The sequence below is a fragment of the Microvirga subterranea genome, assembly GCF_003350535.1.
GTDB classification, from domain to species: Bacteria; Pseudomonadota; Alphaproteobacteria; order Rhizobiales; family Beijerinckiaceae; genus Microvirga; species Microvirga subterranea.
In genome coordinates this window covers 359,314-379,196 of the sequence record NZ_QQBB01000002.1, presented here as the reverse complement: position 1 = coordinate 379,196, position 19,883 = coordinate 359,314, and the positions used below count along the sequence as shown (strand labels likewise).

The 19,883-nt window shown below is 66.0% G+C and carries 21 protein-coding genes; 9 read left to right on the top strand and 12 right to left on the bottom strand.

What is annotated here, in order from left to right; translation table 11 throughout:
• Window positions 1-41 precede the first annotated feature (41 nt).
• Together DES45_RS06505 and DES45_RS06500 are read left to right on the top strand one after the other, a co-directional pair.
• Window positions 42-1,013 carry an ABC transporter ATP-binding protein gene (locus tag DES45_RS06505; protein ID WP_114769172.1) on the top strand — a complete coding sequence of 324 codons (972 nt, stop codon included), beginning with the start codon at window positions 42-44 and terminating at the stop codon, window positions 1,011-1,013.
• The gene (locus DES45_RS06500; RefSeq protein WP_114769171.1) at window positions 1,010-1,771 is read left to right on the top strand and encodes an ABC transporter permease; all 762 of its coding nucleotides are present in this window, start codon (window positions 1,010-1,012) and stop codon (window positions 1,769-1,771) included. The genes DES45_RS06505 and DES45_RS06500 overlap by 4 nt, the downstream gene beginning before the upstream one ends.
• 236 nt (window positions 1,772-2,007) lie before the next feature.
• Here DES45_RS06500 and gltX read toward each other — a convergent pair whose 3' ends face one another.
• The 3 genes from gltX to DES45_RS06485 all read right to left on the bottom strand — a co-directional run bounded on the left by gltX (window position 2,008) and on the right by DES45_RS06485 (window position 4,432).
• A complete protein-coding gene (gene gltX, locus DES45_RS06495) occupies window positions 2,008-3,348 on the bottom strand; it encodes a glutamate--tRNA ligase (RefSeq protein ID WP_114769170.1) in 1,341 nt (446 codons plus the stop codon).
• Between the two features lie 303 nt (window positions 3,349-3,651).
• Window positions 3,652-3,975, bottom strand: coding sequence for a hypothetical protein (locus tag DES45_RS06490; RefSeq protein ID WP_114769169.1), 324 nt, complete (start codon window positions 3,973-3,975; stop codon window positions 3,652-3,654).
• A gap of 109 nt (window positions 3,976-4,084) precedes the next feature.
• On the bottom strand, window positions 4,085-4,432 hold the full coding sequence (locus tag DES45_RS06485) for a hypothetical protein (RefSeq protein WP_114769168.1): 348 nt from the start codon (window positions 4,430-4,432) through the stop codon (window positions 4,085-4,087).
• Window positions 4,433-4,664: 232 nt separating this feature from the next.
• Between DES45_RS06485 and DES45_RS06480 the strand changes: the two genes are divergently transcribed.
• The gene (locus DES45_RS06480) at window positions 4,665-4,910 is read left to right on the top strand and encodes a hypothetical protein (RefSeq protein ID WP_114769167.1); all 246 of its coding nucleotides are present in this window, start codon (window positions 4,665-4,667) and stop codon (window positions 4,908-4,910) included.
• Window positions 4,911-5,025: 115 nt separating this feature from the next.
• Here the strand turns inward: DES45_RS06480 and DES45_RS06475 are convergent, their stop codons facing one another.
• A complete protein-coding gene (locus DES45_RS06475) occupies window positions 5,026-8,340 on the bottom strand; it encodes a VCBS domain-containing protein (protein WP_114769166.1) in 3,315 nt (1,104 codons plus the stop codon).
• 529 nt (window positions 8,341-8,869) lie between these two features.
• On the opposite strand from DES45_RS06475, the gene DES45_RS06470 reads away from it, so the two are divergent.
• Window positions 8,870-10,015, top strand: coding sequence for an MFS transporter (locus tag DES45_RS06470; protein ID WP_170151414.1), 1,146 nt, complete (start codon window positions 8,870-8,872; stop codon window positions 10,013-10,015).
• Window positions 10,016-10,112: 97 nt separating this feature from the next.
• Window positions 10,113-11,120: a patatin-like phospholipase family protein gene (locus DES45_RS06465; RefSeq protein ID WP_114769460.1), complete on the top strand. Its 1,008-nt coding sequence runs from the start codon at window positions 10,113-10,115 to the stop codon at window positions 11,118-11,120.
• Window positions 11,121-11,141: 21 nt separating this feature from the next.
• Here the strand turns inward: DES45_RS06465 and DES45_RS06460 are convergent, their stop codons facing one another.
• Both DES45_RS06460 and DES45_RS06455 read right to left on the bottom strand, forming a co-directional pair.
• Window positions 11,142-11,573, bottom strand: coding sequence for a CBS domain-containing protein (locus tag DES45_RS06460; protein WP_114769164.1), 432 nt, complete (start codon window positions 11,571-11,573; stop codon window positions 11,142-11,144).
• 92 nt (window positions 11,574-11,665) lie between these two features.
• Window positions 11,666-12,487, bottom strand: a complete 822-nt coding sequence (locus DES45_RS06455) for a rhomboid family intramembrane serine protease (protein ID WP_114769163.1) — start codon at window positions 12,485-12,487, stop codon at window positions 11,666-11,668.
• A 400-nt stretch (window positions 12,488-12,887) separates the two neighbouring features.
• Between DES45_RS06455 and DES45_RS06450 the strand changes: the two genes are divergently transcribed.
• A complete protein-coding gene (locus DES45_RS06450; protein WP_245571589.1) occupies window positions 12,888-13,469 on the top strand; it encodes a transglutaminase-like cysteine peptidase in 582 nt (193 codons plus the stop codon).
• Between the two features lie 106 nt (window positions 13,470-13,575).
• Here the strand turns inward: DES45_RS06450 and DES45_RS06445 are convergent, their stop codons facing one another.
• From DES45_RS06445 to cysE, 4 genes are all read right to left on the bottom strand, one after another.
• On the bottom strand, window positions 13,576-13,911 hold the full coding sequence (locus DES45_RS06445) for a low affinity iron permease family protein (protein ID WP_114769161.1): 336 nt from the start codon (window positions 13,909-13,911) through the stop codon (window positions 13,576-13,578).
• A gap of 242 nt (window positions 13,912-14,153) precedes the next feature.
• On the bottom strand, window positions 14,154-14,684 hold the full coding sequence (locus DES45_RS06440; protein ID WP_114769160.1) for a gamma carbonic anhydrase family protein: 531 nt from the start codon (window positions 14,682-14,684) through the stop codon (window positions 14,154-14,156).
• Between the two features lie 84 nt (window positions 14,685-14,768).
• Window positions 14,769-14,981, bottom strand: coding sequence for a DUF3126 family protein (locus DES45_RS06435; protein WP_027315475.1), 213 nt, complete (start codon window positions 14,979-14,981; stop codon window positions 14,769-14,771).
• Window positions 14,982-15,071: 90 nt separating this feature from the next.
• Window positions 15,072-15,902: a serine O-acetyltransferase gene (cysE, locus tag DES45_RS06430; protein ID WP_114769159.1), complete on the bottom strand. Its 831-nt coding sequence runs from the start codon at window positions 15,900-15,902 to the stop codon at window positions 15,072-15,074.
• Between the two features lie 79 nt (window positions 15,903-15,981).
• On the opposite strand from cysE, the gene DES45_RS06425 reads away from it, so the two are divergent.
• Window positions 15,982-16,782 carry an enoyl-CoA hydratase gene (locus DES45_RS06425; RefSeq protein ID WP_114769158.1) on the top strand — a complete coding sequence of 267 codons (801 nt, stop codon included), beginning with the start codon at window positions 15,982-15,984 and terminating at the stop codon, window positions 16,780-16,782.
• 3 nt (window positions 16,783-16,785) lie between these two features.
• Here DES45_RS06425 and DES45_RS06420 read toward each other — a convergent pair whose 3' ends face one another.
• Complete coding sequence (locus DES45_RS06420; protein ID WP_114769157.1) at window positions 16,786-17,277, bottom strand: class I SAM-dependent methyltransferase; 492 nt, start codon at window positions 17,275-17,277, stop codon at window positions 16,786-16,788.
• A gap of 160 nt (window positions 17,278-17,437) precedes the next feature.
• The gene (locus tag DES45_RS06415) at window positions 17,438-18,202 is read right to left on the bottom strand and encodes an alpha/beta fold hydrolase (RefSeq protein ID WP_114769156.1); all 765 of its coding nucleotides are present in this window, start codon (window positions 18,200-18,202) and stop codon (window positions 17,438-17,440) included.
• Window positions 18,203-18,382: 180 nt separating this feature from the next.
• On the opposite strand from DES45_RS06415, the gene DES45_RS06410 reads away from it, so the two are divergent.
• Both DES45_RS06410 and DES45_RS06405 read left to right on the top strand, forming a co-directional pair.
• A complete protein-coding gene (locus DES45_RS06410) occupies window positions 18,383-18,646 on the top strand; it encodes a zinc-finger domain-containing protein (protein WP_114769155.1) in 264 nt (87 codons plus the stop codon).
• Between the two features lies 1 nt (window position 18,647).
• On the top strand, window positions 18,648-19,835 hold the full coding sequence (locus DES45_RS06405) for an FAD-dependent oxidoreductase (RefSeq protein ID WP_114769154.1): 1,188 nt from the start codon (window positions 18,648-18,650) through the stop codon (window positions 19,833-19,835).
• Window positions 19,836-19,883 lie beyond the last annotated feature (48 nt).

Sequence of the window (19,883 nt, the reverse complement as noted above, 5' to 3'; positions counted from 1 at the left end):
CGGAGTTTGGCCCGTTCCTGCTTTGTGCTATCAGGCTTCGCATGAAACCCGCCGATTACACCCATAACCGCCAGCCTGCGGGCGCTGCGGACCCGATCATCTCGGTCTCCGGGCTCTCCAAGACCTACGCGACGGGCTTCCAGGCCCTGCGCAGCATCGATCTCATAATCCGCCGCGGCGAGATCTTCGCCCTGCTGGGTCCGAACGGGGCCGGAAAGACAACCCTGATCAGCATCGTCTGCGGGATCGTGAACCCGAGCACCGGCACCGTCCTGGCCGACGGGCACGACATCGTCCGCGACTACCGGGCCGCCCGCTCGGCGATCGGCCTCGTGCCGCAGGAGCTTTCCACCGACGCGTTCGAGAGTGTGTGGGCGACCGTGAGCTTCAGCCGCGGCCTCTTCGGCAAGCGGCCCGACCCGGCCTATCTGGAAAAGATCCTGAAGGACCTCTCCCTCTGGGAAAAGCGCGACAGCAAGATCATGACCCTCTCGGGCGGCATGAAGCGCCGCGTCATGATCGCCAAGGCCCTGTCGCACGAGCCCAAGATCCTCTTTCTCGACGAGCCGACCGCCGGCGTCGACGTGGAGCTCAGGCGCGACATGTGGGAGATGGTGCGGGGCCTGCGCGAGAGCGGCGTCACCATCATCCTGACCACCCACTACATCGAGGAGGCCGAGGAGATGGCCGACCGGATCGGGGTGATCAACAAGGGCGAGATCATCCTGGTCGAGGACAAGGCGGCCCTGATGCAGAAGCTCGGCAAGAAAGAGCTGACCCTGCACCTCCAAAGCCCCCTCGCGGCCCTGCCGCCCGACCTCGCCTCGCAACCCCTGCGCCTGTCTGCGGACGGCACGGAGCTCGTCTACACCTTCGATGCGCAGCAGGAGGAGACCGGCATCGCCGAGCTGCTGCGCCGCCTCGGTGAGCACCGCATCGATTTCAAGGACCTGAGGACGAGCGAGAGCTCGCTCGAGGACATCTTCGTCGACCTGGTGAAGAGGCGCGCATGAACGTCCACGCCATCAAGGCCATCTACCTCTTCGAAATGGCGCGCACCTGGCGCACGCTGATGCAGAGCATCGCGTCGCCGGTCCTGTCCACCTCGCTCTACTTCATCGTGTTCGGCTCGGCCATCGGCTCGCGCATGGCGAACATCGAGGGCGTCAGCTACGGCGCCTTCATCGTGCCGGGGCTCATCATGCTGTCGATCCTCACCGAGAGCATCTCTAACGCCTCGTTCGGCATCTACATGCCGAAATTCACCGGCACGATCTACGAGCTGCTTTCGGCCCCCGTCTCCGCCATGGAGACCGTGATCGGCTACGTGGGCGCCGCCGCCACGAAGTCGATCATCATCGGCACGATCATCCTGCTCACGGCGCGCGTCTTCGTGGACTTCACGATCATCCATCCCGTGTGGATGATCGCGTTCCTGGTGCTGACCTCGGTGACCTTCAGCCTCTTCGGCTTCATCATCGGCGTCTGGGCCGACAGCTTCCAGAAGCTGCAGGTCGTGCCGCTGATGATCGTGACGCCCCTCGCGTTCCTGGGCGGCAGCTTCTACTCGATCAACATGCTACCGCCGTTCTGGCAGACGATCGCCCTGTTCAACCCGGTCGTGTATCTCGTCAGCGGCTTCCGCTGGAGTTTCTACGGGGTCTCCGACGTGGGCGTGGGCGTCAGTCTCGCCATGACCTTTACGTTCCTGCTGATCTGCCTCGGCATCGTCGCCTGGATCTTCCGCACGGGATACAAGATCAAGGCGTGAGGATCGAGCGCATGGTACGCACGCTCGGAAAGGGCCTCCCCGCAGCCCTCATGCCGGTCCGAAGCTCCACCACAGCCTCACCCTGAGGAGCGAAGCGTCCCGAAGGGCGAGGCGTCTCCAGAGACCACTGGAACCATCCTTCGAGACGGGCTTGCGGCCCTCCTCAGGATGAGGGCGAGTTTGATTTCCTCGGGATGTCCTCGCCAGCTCCGATCATGGAGAGGGAGTGGTGCATGCTACGCCGCCTGTCCGGCCAATCTCGCCCTCGCCCGGTCCGGCCCGATGAGCGGCAGCAGCGCGCCGAGTTCCGGTCCATGCTCGAGTCCCGTCAGCGCGAGGCGCAGCGGCATGAACAGGGCCTTGCCCTTCACGCCCGTCGCGGCCTTCACGGCCTCCGTCCAGGCCTTCCAGGTGGTCGCGTCCCACGGCCCATCAGGCAACGCCTGCGCGGCGGCGGCGATGAAGGCGCGGTCCTCGATGACCGGCGTCACCGGACCGTTCACCACCTTCCACCACTCGGCCACGTCGGCGACCTTGCCGAGGTTACCGCGCACCGCGTTCCAGAACGTCTCGCCCCCATTGGCACCGAGCGACGCCAGGCGCTCGCGCACCTCGGCATAGGGCATCTCGTGGATCAGGCGAGCGTTGAGCTGCTCCAGCTCGTGCTCGTCGAACTTCGCCGGCCCGCGGGAAATGTGACTGAAGTCGATCAGGCGCGCGAGCTTGTCCACGTCCGCAACCGGGCGAACCGCTTCCGCGGAGCCCACGAGCACCGCCAGCGATGCGACGGCCTGCGGCTCGAGCCCCGCCTCGCGCAGCGAGCGCAGGGACAGGTGGCCGAGGCGCTTCGACAGCCCCTCACCGCTGGCGGTGGTGAGCAGGCCGTGATGGGCGAAGATCGGCGGCACGGCGCCGAGCGCCTCGAAGATCTGGATCTGAACCGCCGTGTTGGTCACGTGGTCCTCGCCGCGGATCACGTGGGAGATCTTGAGCTCGATGTCGTCGGCCACGGACGGCAGCGTGTAGAGATAGGTCCCGTCCTCGCGCACCAGCACGGGATCGGAGAGCGACGCGCAATCCACGTGGCAGTCGCCGCGGATCATGTCGGTCCAGGGCACGACCCGGTGCTCTAGCAGGAAGCGCCAGTGCGGCCGGCGCCCCTCCGCCTCCAGCTTCTCCTTCTCGGCCGGCGTCAGCTTCAGGGCAGCGCGGTCGTAGATCGGCGGCAGGCCGCGGGCGAGCTGGCGCTTGCGGCGGAACTCCAGCTCCTCAGGGGTCTCATAGCAGGCATAGAGCCGCCCGCTGATCCGCAGGCGCTCGGCCACGTCGTCATAGAGGTCGAACCGCTCGGACTGGCGCACGGTCACGTCCGGGGGCACGCCCAGCCACCTCAGGTCGAACTCGATCGCATCGGCATATTCGCGCTTCGAGCGCTCCAGGTCGGTGTCGTCGAACCGGAGGATGAAGGTGCCGCCCTCGCGGCGCGCATAGAGCGCGTTGAGCAGGGCCACGCGGGTGTTGCCGATATGGATGAGCCCGGTCGGGGACGGGGCGAAGCGGACGATGGGCTTTGACATGGGAGAACCCTATGGCGAAGGGCGGGGGGCGGCGCAAGGGGCTCCTTGCTCCCTTCCCTTTACGCAAGGTAGGACGGGCAATGGTGGCCCCGGGGCGAAATGACGAATGCACGCTTCTGCTTGCCGCTCAAGGAGCGATGGGTTGAAGTCGGCTCGAGCTCAACAACAGAACGGCAGACAGGCGCTATCGAGCACAGGATCGGAAGGCCCTAAGACCGGACCTGTCTCTGACGATGGAGAACGTGACCTCCTCGACACATCGTCGCGTGCGCCCTTCACTAGAGTCGCGACGTCCGGATGAGGTCAGTGCCGCTGTTCCGGCGGAACGGCCGCCATGTCCGAATGATCGTGATCGATGGGCACGAGGAAGGTCACGGACAGGCTGTCCTCCTCATCGTCGTCCAGGCCATCGGCGGCATCGAGGACCGGCGCTTCGAAGGCGGAGACCTCCTCGTCCGATGAAGGCCGAATGCTCAGGCGCGCCTTGCCGTCCCAGAGGGGCAGACCGCCGGAGGTCAGGACGGTGAGATCCTGCCTGAATTCGTCGCTTTCGAAGATGGCCCACGCCTGCGCCTCCTCCGCGTCGGTGACCGCGACGGGTCGACCGCCGATCTCGAGTGTGAACATCGCTTCTCCTCAATTTTCAGTGCGATGCATGGTGTGCCTCGTCCGTCGGGCGCTTTTGTGATCGGGTACAATCGGACGGTCACGCCAGCCGAGGCGGCCTATGAGGCCGTCACTGGCTTCCGCCGTAGCCAGGCCGTGGCGGTGCCTTGCCCACACGGGCAGGATCCGTGCCCTGGGGTGCGTCGCCGGCGGGCTTCGCCTCGCACGGGTCGACGAGGGTCCGGCTCACGCCCTCGCGCACGGTTCCGTCGTGGGAGGGGGCGCCCGAGACGGCCGTCCCGCCCATGTAGGACGGGGGATCGCTCGCCGGGAAAGATTCCTCCGACCCCACATCCACCAGATCGTCCTGCGCGGAATCGGCCGACCGCTCGCGACCGGACGCGGTTTCGAGCGCCTTCCGGCCCGTATCGAGCCCGCTGCGCGGCGTCCCGTGGGGACCTGTCTTGTCCTGGGCCATTCCGTGCTCCTCTGCCTGGAGATCACGATGTCAATGTCCTCGCCCGGGAGGAGTTGCCGGAACGGCGAAAGAAAACCGAATCGGTAACAGAGGTGGGCCTTGGCCGTGCGCACCCCGAAGCCCTTTGGATGCGGATCACGGCGTTCCTCACGAAATGCAGGGCCTTTTGCGCCAGGTCAAAGCCGATCGCGATAGAGCCGTGCTGTGTCTCCGGAGCACAAGAGGGAACACAATGCGGCTCATCCATCTCATCATGCCCGGCATGGGCAGCGACTCGCTCCCATCCGAGAGCGAACCGTTCGGAAACAGCGAATTCGAGACGGGCGCTGCGGATCGTCCCGGAGCGACCCGCGCCGACGCCAGCGCGAAGGACGGCGCCCTCGGCTGCTCGGGCTGCCAGGACCTCGGCTATTGCCGTCGGGACCTCGGCGCGGAGGAACTGGGCGCGGCCTGCGCGGCAGCGGGTGTCGGGGGCTGATCCGGTCCCAACCCGTCGGCTGTGGTCGATTCCGGTCGCTCCGTTTCGCTTTACTGCGTTGATGCGGATAAAGCATGTGCCGGGTGCCGGCCTCAGAGCCGGCACCCGGTAGGCGTTAGATGAACCAAAGATTGTCGATCGTCTGACTCTGGTTGGCGTTCTGGTTGTCGTTGACCGTCTCCCACTTCACCGAGGTGACGTCCTTGAAGAGGTCGCCATACAGGGAGAAGTCGATCGTGCTTCCGGTGGAGACGTTCTGCGATCCGACCAGCGTGGCGCCCTTGTAGGCGTACCAGGTCCCGCCGCTCCCTTCCGAGCCGACGAGATCCACGCTTAGAAGCGTGAACGTGCCGCCGCCGTCCTTGGTGAACTCGTAGGGACTGTTCGTGCCGGAATGCAGCTTCAGATCCTGGTCCCCAGAACCCGTGCCGGCGACGAAATCGAGCGTATCCCCCGACGTTAACGCGCGAACCTTGAGGCCATTCTCCGAATAGGAAGCCCCGTCGATCCCCTTGTCGAAGCTCACGCGCGTGCCTTCCACCACATCGGTGATGCCGAAGTGGAACGTGTCGAACGCGTCGGGATTCACGCCGACCGTCGGATCGTCCACGTTGACCGTCACGTCGTAGGCAGCCTTCTTCTCGAAGTCGGCGCCGCCCTTGAACCATAGCTCCTTCGCGCCGGTCGTGGCGTTGGTTTCGATCGAGAACGAGCCGGAATCCGCTCCGGAGAGGCTCAGCGCGTTGGTGCCGAGGGCATCGTCGATCACCTTGATGTCCGCGACCTTCACGGCGGCGCCGTTCTCCGGGGTGGATGCGAGCTTGTTCAGCAGCTGCACCGCCGTGGGAGCCTCGTTCACGTCCTGCACCGCAATGGTGAAGGCCTGGTCCTTGAACGATCCGCCGTTATCCATCCCGCGGACGACGACGTTGATCGAGGACGCAGCCTCGTAGTCCAGCGAAACGCCTGCCGCGAGTTTCAGGTTGCCGCTCGCATCGACCGTGAAGCGATTGTCCACCGCACCGGATCCGTCCGCCTTCAGCACCGAGAACGACACGACGTCGTTGTCGTCCGGATCGATGGCAGAGAGCTTGCCGATGATCGCGCCCGCCGCATTCTCCGCTACCGAGCTGTGGTCGAGAGAAACGGATTTCGGCGCGTCGTTGACGCCCGTGACGGTCCAGGAGACCGAAGCATCGGTGGTGTCGACGCCGTCCGAGACGCCGTAATGCACGGTCACGACCTGCTCCTGGCCGGCCGCGAGGTGCTGGAACGCCAGATTCGACGGATCGAGGCCGAACTTGTGCGTTGCTGCGTCATAGGACACGCCGGCCGGCAGATCACCCGTCGCGGGCACGTTCACGACGGAGAGAGCCGAGCCGTCATCCGGATCGGAGGCATTGGCGAGCGCATTCAGATGCGAGAATGCTCCATCCTCGGTGGCGTTGCCCTTCACCACATCGGATATGCGTGGCGCATCGTTCGTGCCAGTGATCGTCCAGGACACGGACGCATCGGTGGTGGCGCTGCCGTCGGACACGCCATAGTGAACCGTTACGACCTCCTTCTGACCGGCGGCGAGATGCTGATAGGCCGCATGCGACGGGTCGAGTCTGAAAGTGGCGGCCGCGGCGTCGTAGGTCACCCCTGCCGGGAGTTTGTCGGCCATTGGTACGTCGACCACGGACAGCACCGCACCGTCGTCCTTGTCGGTGGCTTTGGCGAGCGCGTTGAGGGTCGAGGCTGCACCATCTTCGGTGGCAGTGCCGGTGACAGCTCCCGATACGGTCGGCGCGTCATTGGTTCCGGTAATCGTCCACGAAACCGAGGCGCCCGTTGTGGCGGTGCCATCCGACACACCGTAGTTGACGACGACGACTTCCTTCTGACCAGCCGCGAGGTGCTGATAGGCACCGTTCGACGGATCAAAGGTGAAGGTCTTGGTTGCGGCGTCGTAGGTGACACCAGCCGGCAGATCCTGCGCAGCAGGCACGTTCACAACCGAGAGAACCGAGTTGTCATCCGGGTCGGAGGCATTGGCAAGCGCATCGAGTTGGGAGACCGCTGTGTCCTCGAAAGCGCTGCCGTTCACGGCGCCAGACACGCGCGGCGCATCGTTCGTGCCGGTGACGGTCCAGGAAACCGAAGCATCGGTGGTGGCAATACCATCGGAGACGCCGTAGTTTACGGTCACGACCTGCGTCTTGCCGGCCGCGAGATGCTGATAGGTGGCATTGGACGGATCGAGGCTGAAGGTGTGTGCGACCGCATCATAGGTGACGCCAGCCGGAAGCTTGTCGGCTGCCGGAACGTTCACAACGGAGAGAACCGAGGCGTCATCCTTATCGGTGACATTCAGAAGCGCGTTGAGGGACGATACGAGCCCGTCCTCATTGGCTGCGCCTGTGACGGAGCCTGACACGATTGGCGCGTCATTGGTACCGGTGATCGTCCACGAAACCGAGGCTTCCGTCGTCACGCTGCCGTCCGACACACCGTAGTTGACGGTTACAATGTGTGTTTGGCCGGCGGCGAGATGCTGATAGGCAGCATCCGATGGATCGAGGCTGAAAGTGTGCGTGGCTGCGTCATAGGTGACACCCGCCTGCAGATCCTTCCCGACAGGCACGTTCACGACGGCGAGAACCGTACCGTCGTCCTTGTCGGACGCATTGGCGAGGGCGTTGAGGGTCGACGCGGAACCATCCTCGGTAGCCACTCCGGTGACAGCGCCCGACACGACCGGCGCGTCGTTAGTGCCGGTGATCGTCCAGGTGGCAGTAGCCTCGGTCTGGTACTTTCCGTCCGACACGATATACGTGAAGCTCACCTTATCGGTCTGTCCCTTGGCAAGGTGCTGGTAAGCCTCGTTCGACGTGTCGAGCACAAATGACTTGGTCGACTCGTCGTAGGTGACCCCGGCAGGAAGGTTGGAATACAAGACCTTCAGGCTGTCGAGCTTCGTGTCTGCATCCGTTATGTTGGCGAGCGCCTTCAGGGGCGCCGCAGTGCCGTCCTCGGTCGCCTGTCCGGTCACAGGCCCGCTCACCTTCGGGGCGAACATGGCCTTCAGAGCCGTGTCCTCGAAGTCGCTGACATACGAGCGCTCCTGCGTGGTCTTGCCCGTGCCGACGATGAGGCTCGACTTTTCACCAAAGAGGGCGTCGTAGATCTTCTGATCCGTGATGCCGTTGACGGTCGGGAGCAGAGTGTCGCTGTTCTGGTTCAGGTTGACCTGGATCGCCTTGCCCGCGAGATCGATCTTGTAGTTGTCGCGCAGCCATTGCTGGACGGCAGGGTCGCTGAAGATGCTGGTCAGCCACGCGGTGTAATAAGTCGAAAACTGGCTCTGCGTGAGAACGGGCTCGCCGCCGCTGGTAAAGGAGATCTGTTTCGCGAGAAGAAATTCGTTGAACGTTGTGAGTGACATCGGGTGCTCTGTGCTTGGCTATCGCTGGTGCTTGGCTATTGCTACCCTTGCGGGCTGGTGACGCGTGGGGAGCGATGGCTGAGCGGCCGCCGGGAATGCCGGCGGTGCAATGCGCTGCTGCGGACGTATCCAGGGACGTGGCGGGTCTGCCCGAGGGCATGGTGATGGCCATGCCTCTTGTCCCATGCTCGATCGTTCGCGCGAGGTCGAGCTGTCGCGCGTGCGTTTCTTGCTATCAAGAAAATGGGACGGCTTCCGCCGAGGTCGCCCGGAAACGGAGTGCGGCTGCGCCACGCCCCCTATGCGACCCGCCCTGTCTTTTTTGCATCAACCGCGGCGAAGCGGGCCTGACAGTTAGCTGGTGAATCAAAGCTTATCGTCCCAATCCTGGAAAATTGATATAATCACAAAGGGGTGCGACAACTTTGCCCCTGCGCCTTCAACACCGAGACGCCCCCTCCGCGATGGCGGCCTGCCGCCGAAAAATGCCGGGGTGCAAAACCCCTCCCCGCGGTCTATGTCCGGGCGGATGAGACACCGGAACCTCCTCCTCGCGCGCGTCGCCGCAAGCGCGATCTTCTTCGGCAACGGCTTCGGCATCGGCACCTGGGCGGCGCAGCTGCCGCGGTTCAAGGCGGGCCTGGGCCTCTCGGACGGGGAGCTGAGCCTGGCGCTCCTCGCCTTCGCGCTCGGCGCCATCGTGCTCATGCCGGTCGTCGGCTTTCTCGCGGCCCGCTGGGGCAGCCGGGTGGTGACGGTCACGGCGGCCTTCGCGTTCGCCGCGAGCCTGCTCCTGCCCGGCCTCTCCCCGAGCCTGCCCTATCTCGTGGCCGCGGCACTGCTGGCGGGCGCCAGCAACGGCGCCATGGACGTGTCCATGAACACGAACGCCACTGAGGTGGAGCGCGCCTGGGGCGTGCCGATCATGTCCTCGTTTCACGCCTTCTTCAGCCTCGGCGGCTTGTCGGGGGCGGCCGCCTCGGGCCTCCTCATCGCCCTCGACGTGGGCGTGGTCCCCACCCTGCTCCTGTCCTGCGCCGGGATGGGCCTGCTGTTCCTGATCGCGGCCTTCTGGGCCCTCGACAACCGGGAGCGGGCGGAGGCCGGCCACGGCTTCGCCCTGCCACGGCTGGAGATCATGGGGCTCGCCGTCCTGACCCTGCTCTGCCTTCTTGTGGAGGGCGCCATGGTGGACTGGACGGCGATCTATCTGCAGACCGTGACCGGCGCGACGCTGGAATTCGCCGTGGCGGGCTTCGCGGCCTTCTCGCTCACCATGACAATCTGCCGCTTCACCGGCGACTTCGTGGTCCGGCGCCTCGGGCGCGCCCTCACCCTGAGACTGGGCGGCCTCCTGGCGACGCTCGGCCTCGCGCTCGCGACCCTGGCGCCCTTCCCGGTCTCCGCCACGATCGGCTTCGCGCTGGTGGGGCTCGGCCTCGCCAATGCTGTGCCGGTGCTGTTCAGCACGGCGGGCGAGACCAAGGGCATCCCGCCCAGCATGGGCGTCGCCATGGTGGCCACCATGGGCTATGCGGGGCTGCTGCTCGGACCGCCCCTGATCGGCTTCGGCGGCGACCTCATGGGCCTGCGGCCGACGCTGTGCCTTTTGGTCGTCTTCGCCCTGGTGATCACCGCCGTCTCCGGAAGGGTGCTTCGTCCTGCCACCGTTTAGTTTGGGCAAGCGTGACCTAAATGAACCCTTGAGGCATTATTCATAAGGTCTTCATGTGCGCATGGCATGAAGATCGTGTGCCTTGGAGTTCGCGGTCATGTTGTGGGACGGGATTGCCCGGCGCAGCGCCGGGTCTGGGGGCGGCGGGGGCGTCGCCGAGGCGGGAAGCCCGACGGAACGGGATTCTCGAGCGAAGGTGAAGATCGGCCTCGCGCTCGGCGGCGGCGCGGCCCGCGGATGGTCCCATATCGGCGTTCTGCGCGTCCTGTCGGAAGCCGGTATCGTGCCGGACGTGATCGCCGGGTGCTCCATCGGGGCCGTGGTCGGGGGCTGCTACGCGGCCGGCAAGCTCGACGAGCTCGAGGCCTTCGCGGTCTCGCTCACCAAGCGCCGCGTGGTCGGCCTCCTGGACTTTCACCTGAGCGGATCGGGCCTCATCGCGGGCGGGCGGCTCCAGCGTCTGCTCGAGCAGGACCTCACCGACCGGCGCGTCGAGACGCTGCCGGTCAAATTCTGCACCATCGCGACCGAGCTCACGAGCGGCCATGAGATCTGGCTCACCCGCGGCCCGCTCGTCCAGGCCATGCGGGCTTCCTACGCCCTGCCGGGCGTCTTCAATCCGGTCATGATCGGGGGGCGCTGGCTCATGGACGGCGCGCTGGTCAACCCGATCCCGATCACCGCCGCGCGGGCGCTCGGCGCCGACATCGTGATCTGCGTCAACCTCAACGGCGAGATCCGCGTGCGCGGAACCGTGATCCAGTCCTACGACTCGGAAACCGGCGACGAGCAGGAGATCGAGGAGGCGATCGAGATGCCCCGGCGCTGGGGCATCTTCCCGGCGGCCCGTCCGGACAAGCCGCGCCGCCCGAACGCCCCAGGCCTTGCCACGGTCATGGTCGACGCCTTCAACATCACCCAGGACCGCATCGCGCGGTCGCGGCTCGCAGGCGATCCCCCGGACATCATGATCGCCCCGAAGCTCGCCCGGATGGGGCTGTTCGAGTTCCACCGGGCCGAGGAATGCGTCAATCTCGGTCGCCAAGCGACCGAGCGGGCGCTTCCGGACATCATGGAGATCCTGCAGGAGGCGCAGGGCGCCTGATCCAGGCGCCCTCCAGCACCCTCAGGCGGTCGCGATGTACTCGCGGATGGCCTGGGCCTCGGCCTCGATCTCCTCCAGGCGCATCTTCACCACGTCGCCGATCGAGACGATCCCGAGAAGCGCCCCGCTTTCCACCACCGGCAGGTGCCGGAACTTGCCCTGGGTCATCACCTCCATCAGGTCGTTGATGGGGGTCTGGGTCGTGCAGGTGGTCACCTTTTCGGTCATGAACCGCGAGACGGGCTCGTCGAGGGCGCCAGCCCCGCGGGCGGAGACCGCCCGGACGATGTCGCGCTCCGAGATGATCCCGAGGAAGGGCTTCTGCCCGTCCTGGACCACGAGGGCGCCGATCCGCCTTTCGGAGAGGATCCGGGCGGCCTCGCTCAATGTCCGGTTCGGCCCGATGGTGACGACGTCGTGACCCTTGATCGAAAGGATGCGGTTGACGAGCATGATGCGCCTCCGTTCACGCGGAGCGTCACACCCGACGGGCCGGGAGTGACCCTGCGTCAGTCGGCCGATGATCCGGCGAATCAGGCCGGGTTTCAAGCCGGGATGCGGCTCGGACGGCGCGGAAGCGGGTCGATGAACGGAAAAAGCACGAGTCCGACCAGGAAACCGCCGATATGAGCCTCCCAGGCGATGCTGGCATCCGTCACCCCGATCGGCTGGACGAAGGCGAAGACGTAGTTCGCCGCGAACCACACGCCGAGGAAGATCAGGACCTGCCGGTTCCGGGCCATGTCGGCAAGCCCCTCGCGCAGCCGCTCATGAGGCTGGGTCAGCCGTCCCTCGGGCAGCCAGTCCGCCGGCGCGAACATGAACCAGGACGCGGCCGCCATCATGCCGGAGACGGCCGCCGAGGCGCCGATCATCGGCAGGACCTGGAGAGGGTTCATCAGGGCGTAGAAGACCGCCCCGCCCACGGCCGAGGCCAGCGCGAGACCGAAGAAGCGCCCCATTCCGAAGCGCCGGACGAGGGGCGTCCCGAAGGCCGCGAGCCAGACGCAGTTGATGAGCACGTGGGCCCAGGACCCGTGCAGGAACGCGTAGGTCAGGGCCGTCCAGGGATAGGCCTCCTGGTCCGCCAGGACATACTGCGCCAGGGCCGCGAGCGGAGAGACTCCCTCCTGAGGGTTGGCTGCTCCCTGGAGCCCGCTGACGATCTCGTCCGGCTGGACGCCCCCGAACGCGACGGCCCAGCGGGCCGGGATGACGGCCCAATCGATGATGAGCTTGAAGTCGAATTCCTCTGAGAGGAGCTGGCGCAGGGCATGGATGCCCACGAGGATCACGATGCTCAGCGTCACGGCAGCCGGCAGATTGAATATCGGCTCGCGCGCCGGACGTTCTGAGGACAGGGGCATGGACGACTTTTTACGAATTGTTTGCGTGACGGGCCACAATCGGCCACCTTTTCGAAGGACGAAAGCCGGGCGCCGATTCTCCCGCGTAAGGAATCGTGCGGCGCAATGCGGCCCTTTGAAGGGCTTCCCCTCGGTCGGATTAAAGAACAGGCCTCTGACCAGCGCTTGGTAAAATTTTTGTTAACCTTAATGGAACCAGTCCGGGGCGCGACGCGTTAACCCACCCTTTACTTTCTGCTTGAGCCTGAAATCCAACCGTGTCAGCTTGGTTAAAACAAGATTAACCGGCTGGTGGGGCATGCGGCAGGATAATTTCAAGAACGGCGGGTTCAGGGGTCACAACGAAAAGGCTTCGCTCGCTGCCAAGTTCGTCAAAACGGCATTTTTGAGCCTTTCATTGATGTTTTTCGGTGCGGCTGCGCAGGCTCAGACCCTTGCGTCGCTGCCGAGCGCCAGCAACCCGATCGCCAATATGGGCGCGGCCAAGCCTCTCCTGGGCTGGGTGAAGTTCTGCGACACCTATCCGGCCGAGTGCGCTGTCGACACCTCGGAGCCGGAGACCGTTCAGCTCACGCCGCAGACCTGGAAGACCATCGTGTCGGTGAACCAGCGCGTGAATTCCAGCGTCAAGGCCGTCACCGACGCCGATCACTGGGGCGTCGTCGACGTGTGGGGCTTTCCCGACGACGGCAAGGGCGACTGCGAGGACTACCAGCTCCTCAAGCGCCGCATCCTCGTCGAGAGCGGCCTTCCCCGCCGTGCCATGCGCATGACCGTCGTCATCGACGAGCTCGGCGAAGGTCACGCCGTGCTGATGATTCGCACCAACCAGGGCGACTACGTGCTCGACAACAAGACCTCGTCCGTCCTCCCGTGGCACCGCACGGGCTACGCCTACGTGAAGCGTGAGAGCGAGAACGCGATCGGCTGGGTTTCCCTCGGCGGCATCACCAGCTCGCCGACCACCACCGCGAATCGCTAAGCGTTCGTTGGGGAATTTCGTAATGGCCGGGTTCGTCCCGGCCATTTTCATTTTGCCCTCATCGAGCGCCCTGCCCCGTGAAGAGACCCGCGATCCGGGCCCTGACTCAGGCCGCGTCCTCGAAATTATGCCGCCCGGTGCGCAGATCGCGGATTTCGAGCAGCAGGTCGCGGTTCATAAGCTCCAGCCGCCGCAGGCGCTCGTGCATTTCCTCGATGGTGCGGTTGCCGGTGTTCTGCAGCAGGAACACCATCAGGAAGGTGCAGATCGTGGTGCCGGTATTGATCACCAGCTGCCACGTATCGGAGAACCTGAACAGCGGTCCCGACACCGCCCACAGGACGACAAGCATGCACGCGATCATGAAGGCGTAGGGGCTGCCGAGGTTGTTGGAGATCCACTCGGACAGGATTTCGAACCGGTTCGTGATGAACTTCTTCATTACACTCTCCATACGACCAGCCGTCACAGGCCCGGCCGCAGGAGAGCTGAGCGATCAGCCTGCTGCGCGAGCCTCTGACGGCATGGTCCGTCGACTGTTGGCTGGCATGGTCTGCTTCCGTTCAATCGCCGGGTCGGTTTCCCGGCTCTCTTGGTCTAGGGTTGGGGCTGGTCGCTTTCAACCTTTTGGACGGGGCCATTCCGGCCCTCGGGCGCTCTGTCGCACCCGGTCCGCGGGCGGCGTCAATCGATGCGCTGCAACCCCTTCGCGTAGCGCTTCCAGTTGTCGACGTAGTGCCGGGCGGACCAGCGCAGGCGCTCGACGGCGGCCCCGTCGAGGACCCTGATCGCCTTGGCGGGCGCACCCACAATTAGCGAATTGTCGGGGAACTCCTTGCCCTCCGTGACGAGCGCATGGGCGCCCACGAGGGAGTTCCGGCCGATCCGGGCGTGGTTGAGCACCGTGGCTCCCATGCCGATGAGGGAGTTCTCGCCGATCGTGCAGCCGTGAAGGATGGCATGGTGGCCGACGGTGCAGCCGGCCCCGACGCTCAGGGGTGCGCCCTCGTCCGTGTGGAGCATGGCCCCTTCCTGGATGTTGGTGGCCGCGCCGATATCGATGAGCTCGTTGTCTCCGCGCAGCACGGCGCCGAACCAGATCCCGACATCCCGTCCGAGCCGAACCTTCCCGATCACATGGGCGTCGGGTGCGATCCAGAAACCGCCCGGTTCGGGTAGGTCTGGGGAAACGTCATCGAGGCTGTAGATCGGCATCGCGCATCCGGAGGCTGGGGAATCGACGGGTCCTGAAGTAAAAAGCGGCAGAACCCGGGGGATTCTGCCGCTTATGAAAACCGGTCAGTCTTCGAGATCCGTGTCGAGGATCGCCATGGTGAAATTGAAGGAGCGGTCTCCGTCCTCGTCGTCCACGAACAGGACGCCCACGAATTCCTCGCCGATATAAACCTCCGCCGAATCGGTCTTCTTGGGACGACCGACCACGCGGATCGAGTGGTTTGCAAAAGTCTGGCGCAGGTACCGCTCGACTTTCGCCATCTCCGTCTTATCCACTACTCACCCTTTCTTCATTGTCTCGGATGCTGCAATTGCCACGCCCGGGCAACGCGGGCAAGCGGAGTTCGATCCCCCGGAAGGAGGGCGTCAGATCCCCTCGCTGAGGAAATGGTCCATGGAGCGGAACGGCTCGGCGCAGCCGGCGCTGCCGACGACCTTGGCCGGAACGCCTGCAACCGTCGCATTGTGCGGCACGGGCTTGAGCACCACCGAGCCGGCGGCGATGCGTGCGCAGTGGCCGACCTCGATGTTGCCGAGGATCTTGGCGCCGGCCCCGATCAGCACGCCGTGCCGGATTTTGGGATGACGATCGCCCCGCTCCTTGCCGGTGCCGCCGAGCGTCACGTTCTGGAGCATGGACACGTTGTCCTCGATCACGGCGGTCGAGCCGACAACGAGCCCGGTGGCGTGGTCGAGGAAGATGCCGCGCCCGATTCGGGCCGCCGGGTGGATGTCGGTCTGGAACACCTCGGAGGAGCGGCTCTGGAGATAGAGCGCGAAATCCTGACGGTTATGACGCCACAGCCAGTGGGCGAGCCGGTGGGTCTGGATGGCGTGGAAGCCCTTGAAGTACAGCACCGGCTCGACGACCCGGTTCGTCGCCGGGTCGCGATCGAGCACGGCGTTGATGTCGGCCCGGAAGGCCGCTCCCAGGCTCAAGTCGCGTTCGACGGCCTCCTGGAAGGTCTGCTCGATGATGTCGCTCGGGAGGGCCGGATGGCCGAGACGGCATGCCACCCGATGGATCACCGCGGCCTCGAGGCTCGGCTGCTGCACGACGGCGCCGAGGATGAAGCTTGCGAGGGCGGGCTCCTTATGCACGATGGCTTCGGCCTCGTCCCGCAACCGTTCCCACAGCGGGTCCACGGTTCCCGCAACGGTCTCCGGTGCTGCAGGCTTCATGTGGGGTTGTGCCATGATGATCTCCCTGGCGGCTCGAGGCGAACAAGAGGATGAGATAGGAAGTCCCCGCCCCTTACCCTAGATCAAGCATCCGATGAGTGTCTTTTTTTCGTCTCCCACGCCCAAGCTTGCAATTTCCCTGGATGATGCGGTCGCGACCGTGGCCATCGACAACCCGTCGAAGCGCAACGCCTTCGACCTGGGGATGTGGAAGGCCCTGCCGCCCATCATGACGGCGCTCGACGAGGACGAGCGCGTCCGCGTGGTCGTGATCCGGGGCTCCGGCGAGAACGCCTTCACGTCCGGCGCCGACATCAGCGAGTTCGAAACCCTGCGGGCGAACGCCGAGGGCGGGCGCCTCTACGAGGCCGAGAACGAAGCGGCCTTCTGGGCCGTGGCCCGGTGCTCGAAGCCGGTTCTCGCCATGATCCGCGGCTTCTGCCTCGGCGGCGGGTTCGGCCTCGCCCTCTCCTGCGACCTGCGGATCGCCGCGGAGGATGCGGTCTTCGGCATCCCGGCCGCCCGGCTGGGCGTGGGCTATCCGCCCGGCGCCATGAAGATCATCACGGCCGCCGTCGGCGCACCCGCCGCAAAGGACCTGTTCTTCACCGCCCGCCGGCTCGGGGCGCAGGAGGCCAGCCGGCTCGGCGTCGTGCAGCGGGTCGTGCCCACGACGGAGCTGGAGGACGCGGTCCTGACCCTGGCGGGGGAGATCGCCCGGAATGCGCCTCTGACGATCCGGGCCGCCAAGGCGGCAATCGACCACTCCATGGGCCTCGGCCATCCCGGTGTCGATCCGGTCGCGGCTGCGGATTTGTGCTTCGACAGCGCCGACGCGGTCGAGGGCCGCCAGGCCTTCCTGGGGAAGCGCTCGCCCGTCTTCACCGGGCGCTGAGGCTCAGCCGTTCCGACGGTAGGCGTAGTAGCGCCCCTCGGCCACGCCGGTCCGGGCTGAAATGTCGGTGGCGCCCGGCAGGTCGAAGGCGCGGTCGCCCAGGAGGAGCCCGCCCGGCTGGAGCAGCGTCTCGAGAAGAGGCGAGAGGCGCTGGGCCAAGGCCCTGTTCAGGGCCTCGTCCCCGGTCCCGATGTCCACATGGATCAGGGCGGCCGATCCCGGTCCGACGCGCTCGATGAAGGACGGAACGGTCTCGAACACGTCGCCGACGATCAGCCTGTCGGCGGGCGGGATGCAGTCCGGATGGGCGGCCGGAGACCGCTCGAACACGTAGATGTCCCGTCCCGGAAGCCGGTCGCGCAGGTGGTCGTAGGTCCGGCCGTTGCCGAGGCCGACCTCGAGCACGAGCCCCGTGGGGGCGATCTCCCGGCTTGCCCAGTCGAGCAGGTCGCGCTGGGCGGTGAGCCGACGGATGGCGCTGTCGAGCCGGGTCATGCCGATCTCCTACCGAACGAGGGAAAGGTCAACAACGATATCAGGCACTTGGATCCTGTGCCTGAATCGTTGGATTCAGAGGATGGAAATTCACTGCGGACGACGGCCCTGGCATGAGGGACGCACGCCAAGGGGTTGCGGATGCTCCCCTTTTTGCCGGTCACGGCCGACGGGACAGGAAGTCCAGCACGCCCTGCTTGTGGACCCGGTCGCCGACCGCGAGATTGTGGTCGCGGCCCGGGATGTCGAGCGGAGTGGCGTTGGGCATGAGCTTGGCGAGTTCCTGGCCGGATCCCGACACGTCGTCGTTCGTTCCGACGGAGATCAGGGTCGGCAGCGTGATCGAGGATACCTCCTCGGCGGTCAGCACCTGGCGCGACCCGCGGATGCAGGCCGCGAGGGCCCTGAGGTCGCTCTTCGTCTGCTCGGCGAAGGCGCGGAACATGCGCTGCATCGGATCGGTCAGCCCGTCGAGCGACGGCGCCTCCATGGCGTCCGCGATGCCGAGCGGCAGGCCGACCCCTTCGATGAGATGGATGCCGAGCCCGCCCATAAGAAGGGACCGCATCCGCTCGGGCGCCCGAAGCGCCATGTGGGCGCTGATCCGGGCGCCCATGGAATAGCCCATCACGTCGGCCTGCTCGATTTCGAGATGGTCGAGGAGACGCGTGGCGTCCTCGGCCATGACGTAGGAATCGTAGTCCTCCGGCCGGTAGAGCTTCTCGCTCTGGCCGTGGCCCCGGTTGTCGAAGGCGACGACACGGTAGCCTGCCCGCAGGAGCGACTTCACCCAGAGGGTGTTGACCCAATTAACCGAATGGTTCGACGCGAAGCCGTGGATGAGGAGGATCGGCTCGCCGTGGCCCTCGTCGGGCGTGACGTCGATATAGGCGATGCTGACGCCGTTGGAGTTGAAGAACCGCATGGGACCGGGCGCTGAAGGGATCGGGGTGTCGGATGGTCGGCACCCTAAGGCAGGCTGCCCCCGGGATGCAATCGCCACGCCCACATGCAGTCACTGCAAGGGAGGCGGATTTTGCTCTAGGCGCGTGGGCGATCGGACATTATGGTGCGCGCAAATTTTCCATAGCTCGCGAGCGACACGATGGCCGACAAGGGCACTCCCCATTTCCACAACCAGCCGGGCGTTCCGGTGATTCATGTGGGCTCGAAGGAGTTCATGTGCATCGGCGCGCTGCCGCCGCTCGATCATCCGCACATCTTCATCGACATGGGCTACGACAGTGAGACGGTCTGCTCCTATTGCTCGACCCTGTTCAAGTACGACCCGTCCCTGAAGGCGGACGAGGCGCGCCCGGCCGAGTGCGTGTGGGAGCCGGATTTCGCGACTGATCCCGCCTCGCGCTGAGGTGTCCGGGCTTTCCATCGCGGTCGTCGGGGCCGGAATCGGCGGCCTGACGGCGGCTCTCGCCCTGGCCCGCCAGGGCCATGCGGTCACCCTCGTCGAGCGCCGCCCCGGCTTCAGCGAAGTTGGTGCCGGGCTTCAGCTTTCCCCCAATGCCAGCCGGATCCTGACCGATCTCGGCCTTGGCGCCGCCCTGCGCCGGGTCGTGACGGAGCCTCGGCGGGTGGTCATACGTGACGTCCGCTCCAGCCGAGAGATCGGGCAGATCGCCCTTGGGCCTTTCATGCGCGAGCGCTTCGGCGCGCCCTACTGGGTGGTCCACCGGGCCGACCTGCAGACGATCCTGCTCGACGCGGTCCGGTCCATGCCCTCCATCCGCCTCGTCATGGGCCGCATGGTGGACGAGGTGACCGAAGGCTCCGGCGGGGTGACGGTAAGCATCGTGACGTCCAAGGGCGCCCGCGAGGAGGCTTCCTTCGATCTGCTTGTCGGGGCGGACGGCGTCTGGTCCAAGACGCGGCGCTTTCTCGGCGGGGCCGCGGCACCCGCCTACCGGGGTCATGTGGCCTGGCGCACGACCATCGACCGCTCGCTCGCCCCCGCCCCGCTCACCGGCGACGAAACCGGATTGTGGCTCGGCCCGCGTGGCCATGTGGTTCATTATCCCATCGCCGGCGGCCGCCTCATCAATATCGTGGCGATCGAGGAGAGCCGCGAGCCGGTCGACGGCTGGGCCGATCCGGGCGACGGCGCTGTGCTGACGGCCCGCTATGCGGCTGCGGCCCCGGCCCTGCGCCAGCTTCTCGCGGCTCCGTCGCAATGGCTGCGCTGGTCGCTGTTCGACCATCCGGCGGGAGCGATGGCCAGGGGCCGCATCGCGCTCCTCGGCGACGCAGCGCACCCGGTCCTGCCGTTCCTGGCCCAAGGGGCGGCGCTCGCAATCGAGGACGCGGCCACTCTCGCATCCCTGTTGGGACACGACGCACCGGCCATCCCGCAGGCCCTCTCCCGGTATGAGGCCGAACGCCTGTCGCGGGTGAAGCGCGTGCAGGGCGCGGCGCGGCAGAACGGGCGCGTCTACCACGCGGGCGGCCTGATCGGCTTCGGCCGCAACATCGTCATGGGCCGGCTCGGCCCAGAGGGCATGACGGAACGCTATGGGTGGCTCTACGGCTATCGCCCGCCGGCTTGATCCACAGCGCCCGGGCTTGCGTCCGGCGCGCCGTCCCGATAACCGTCT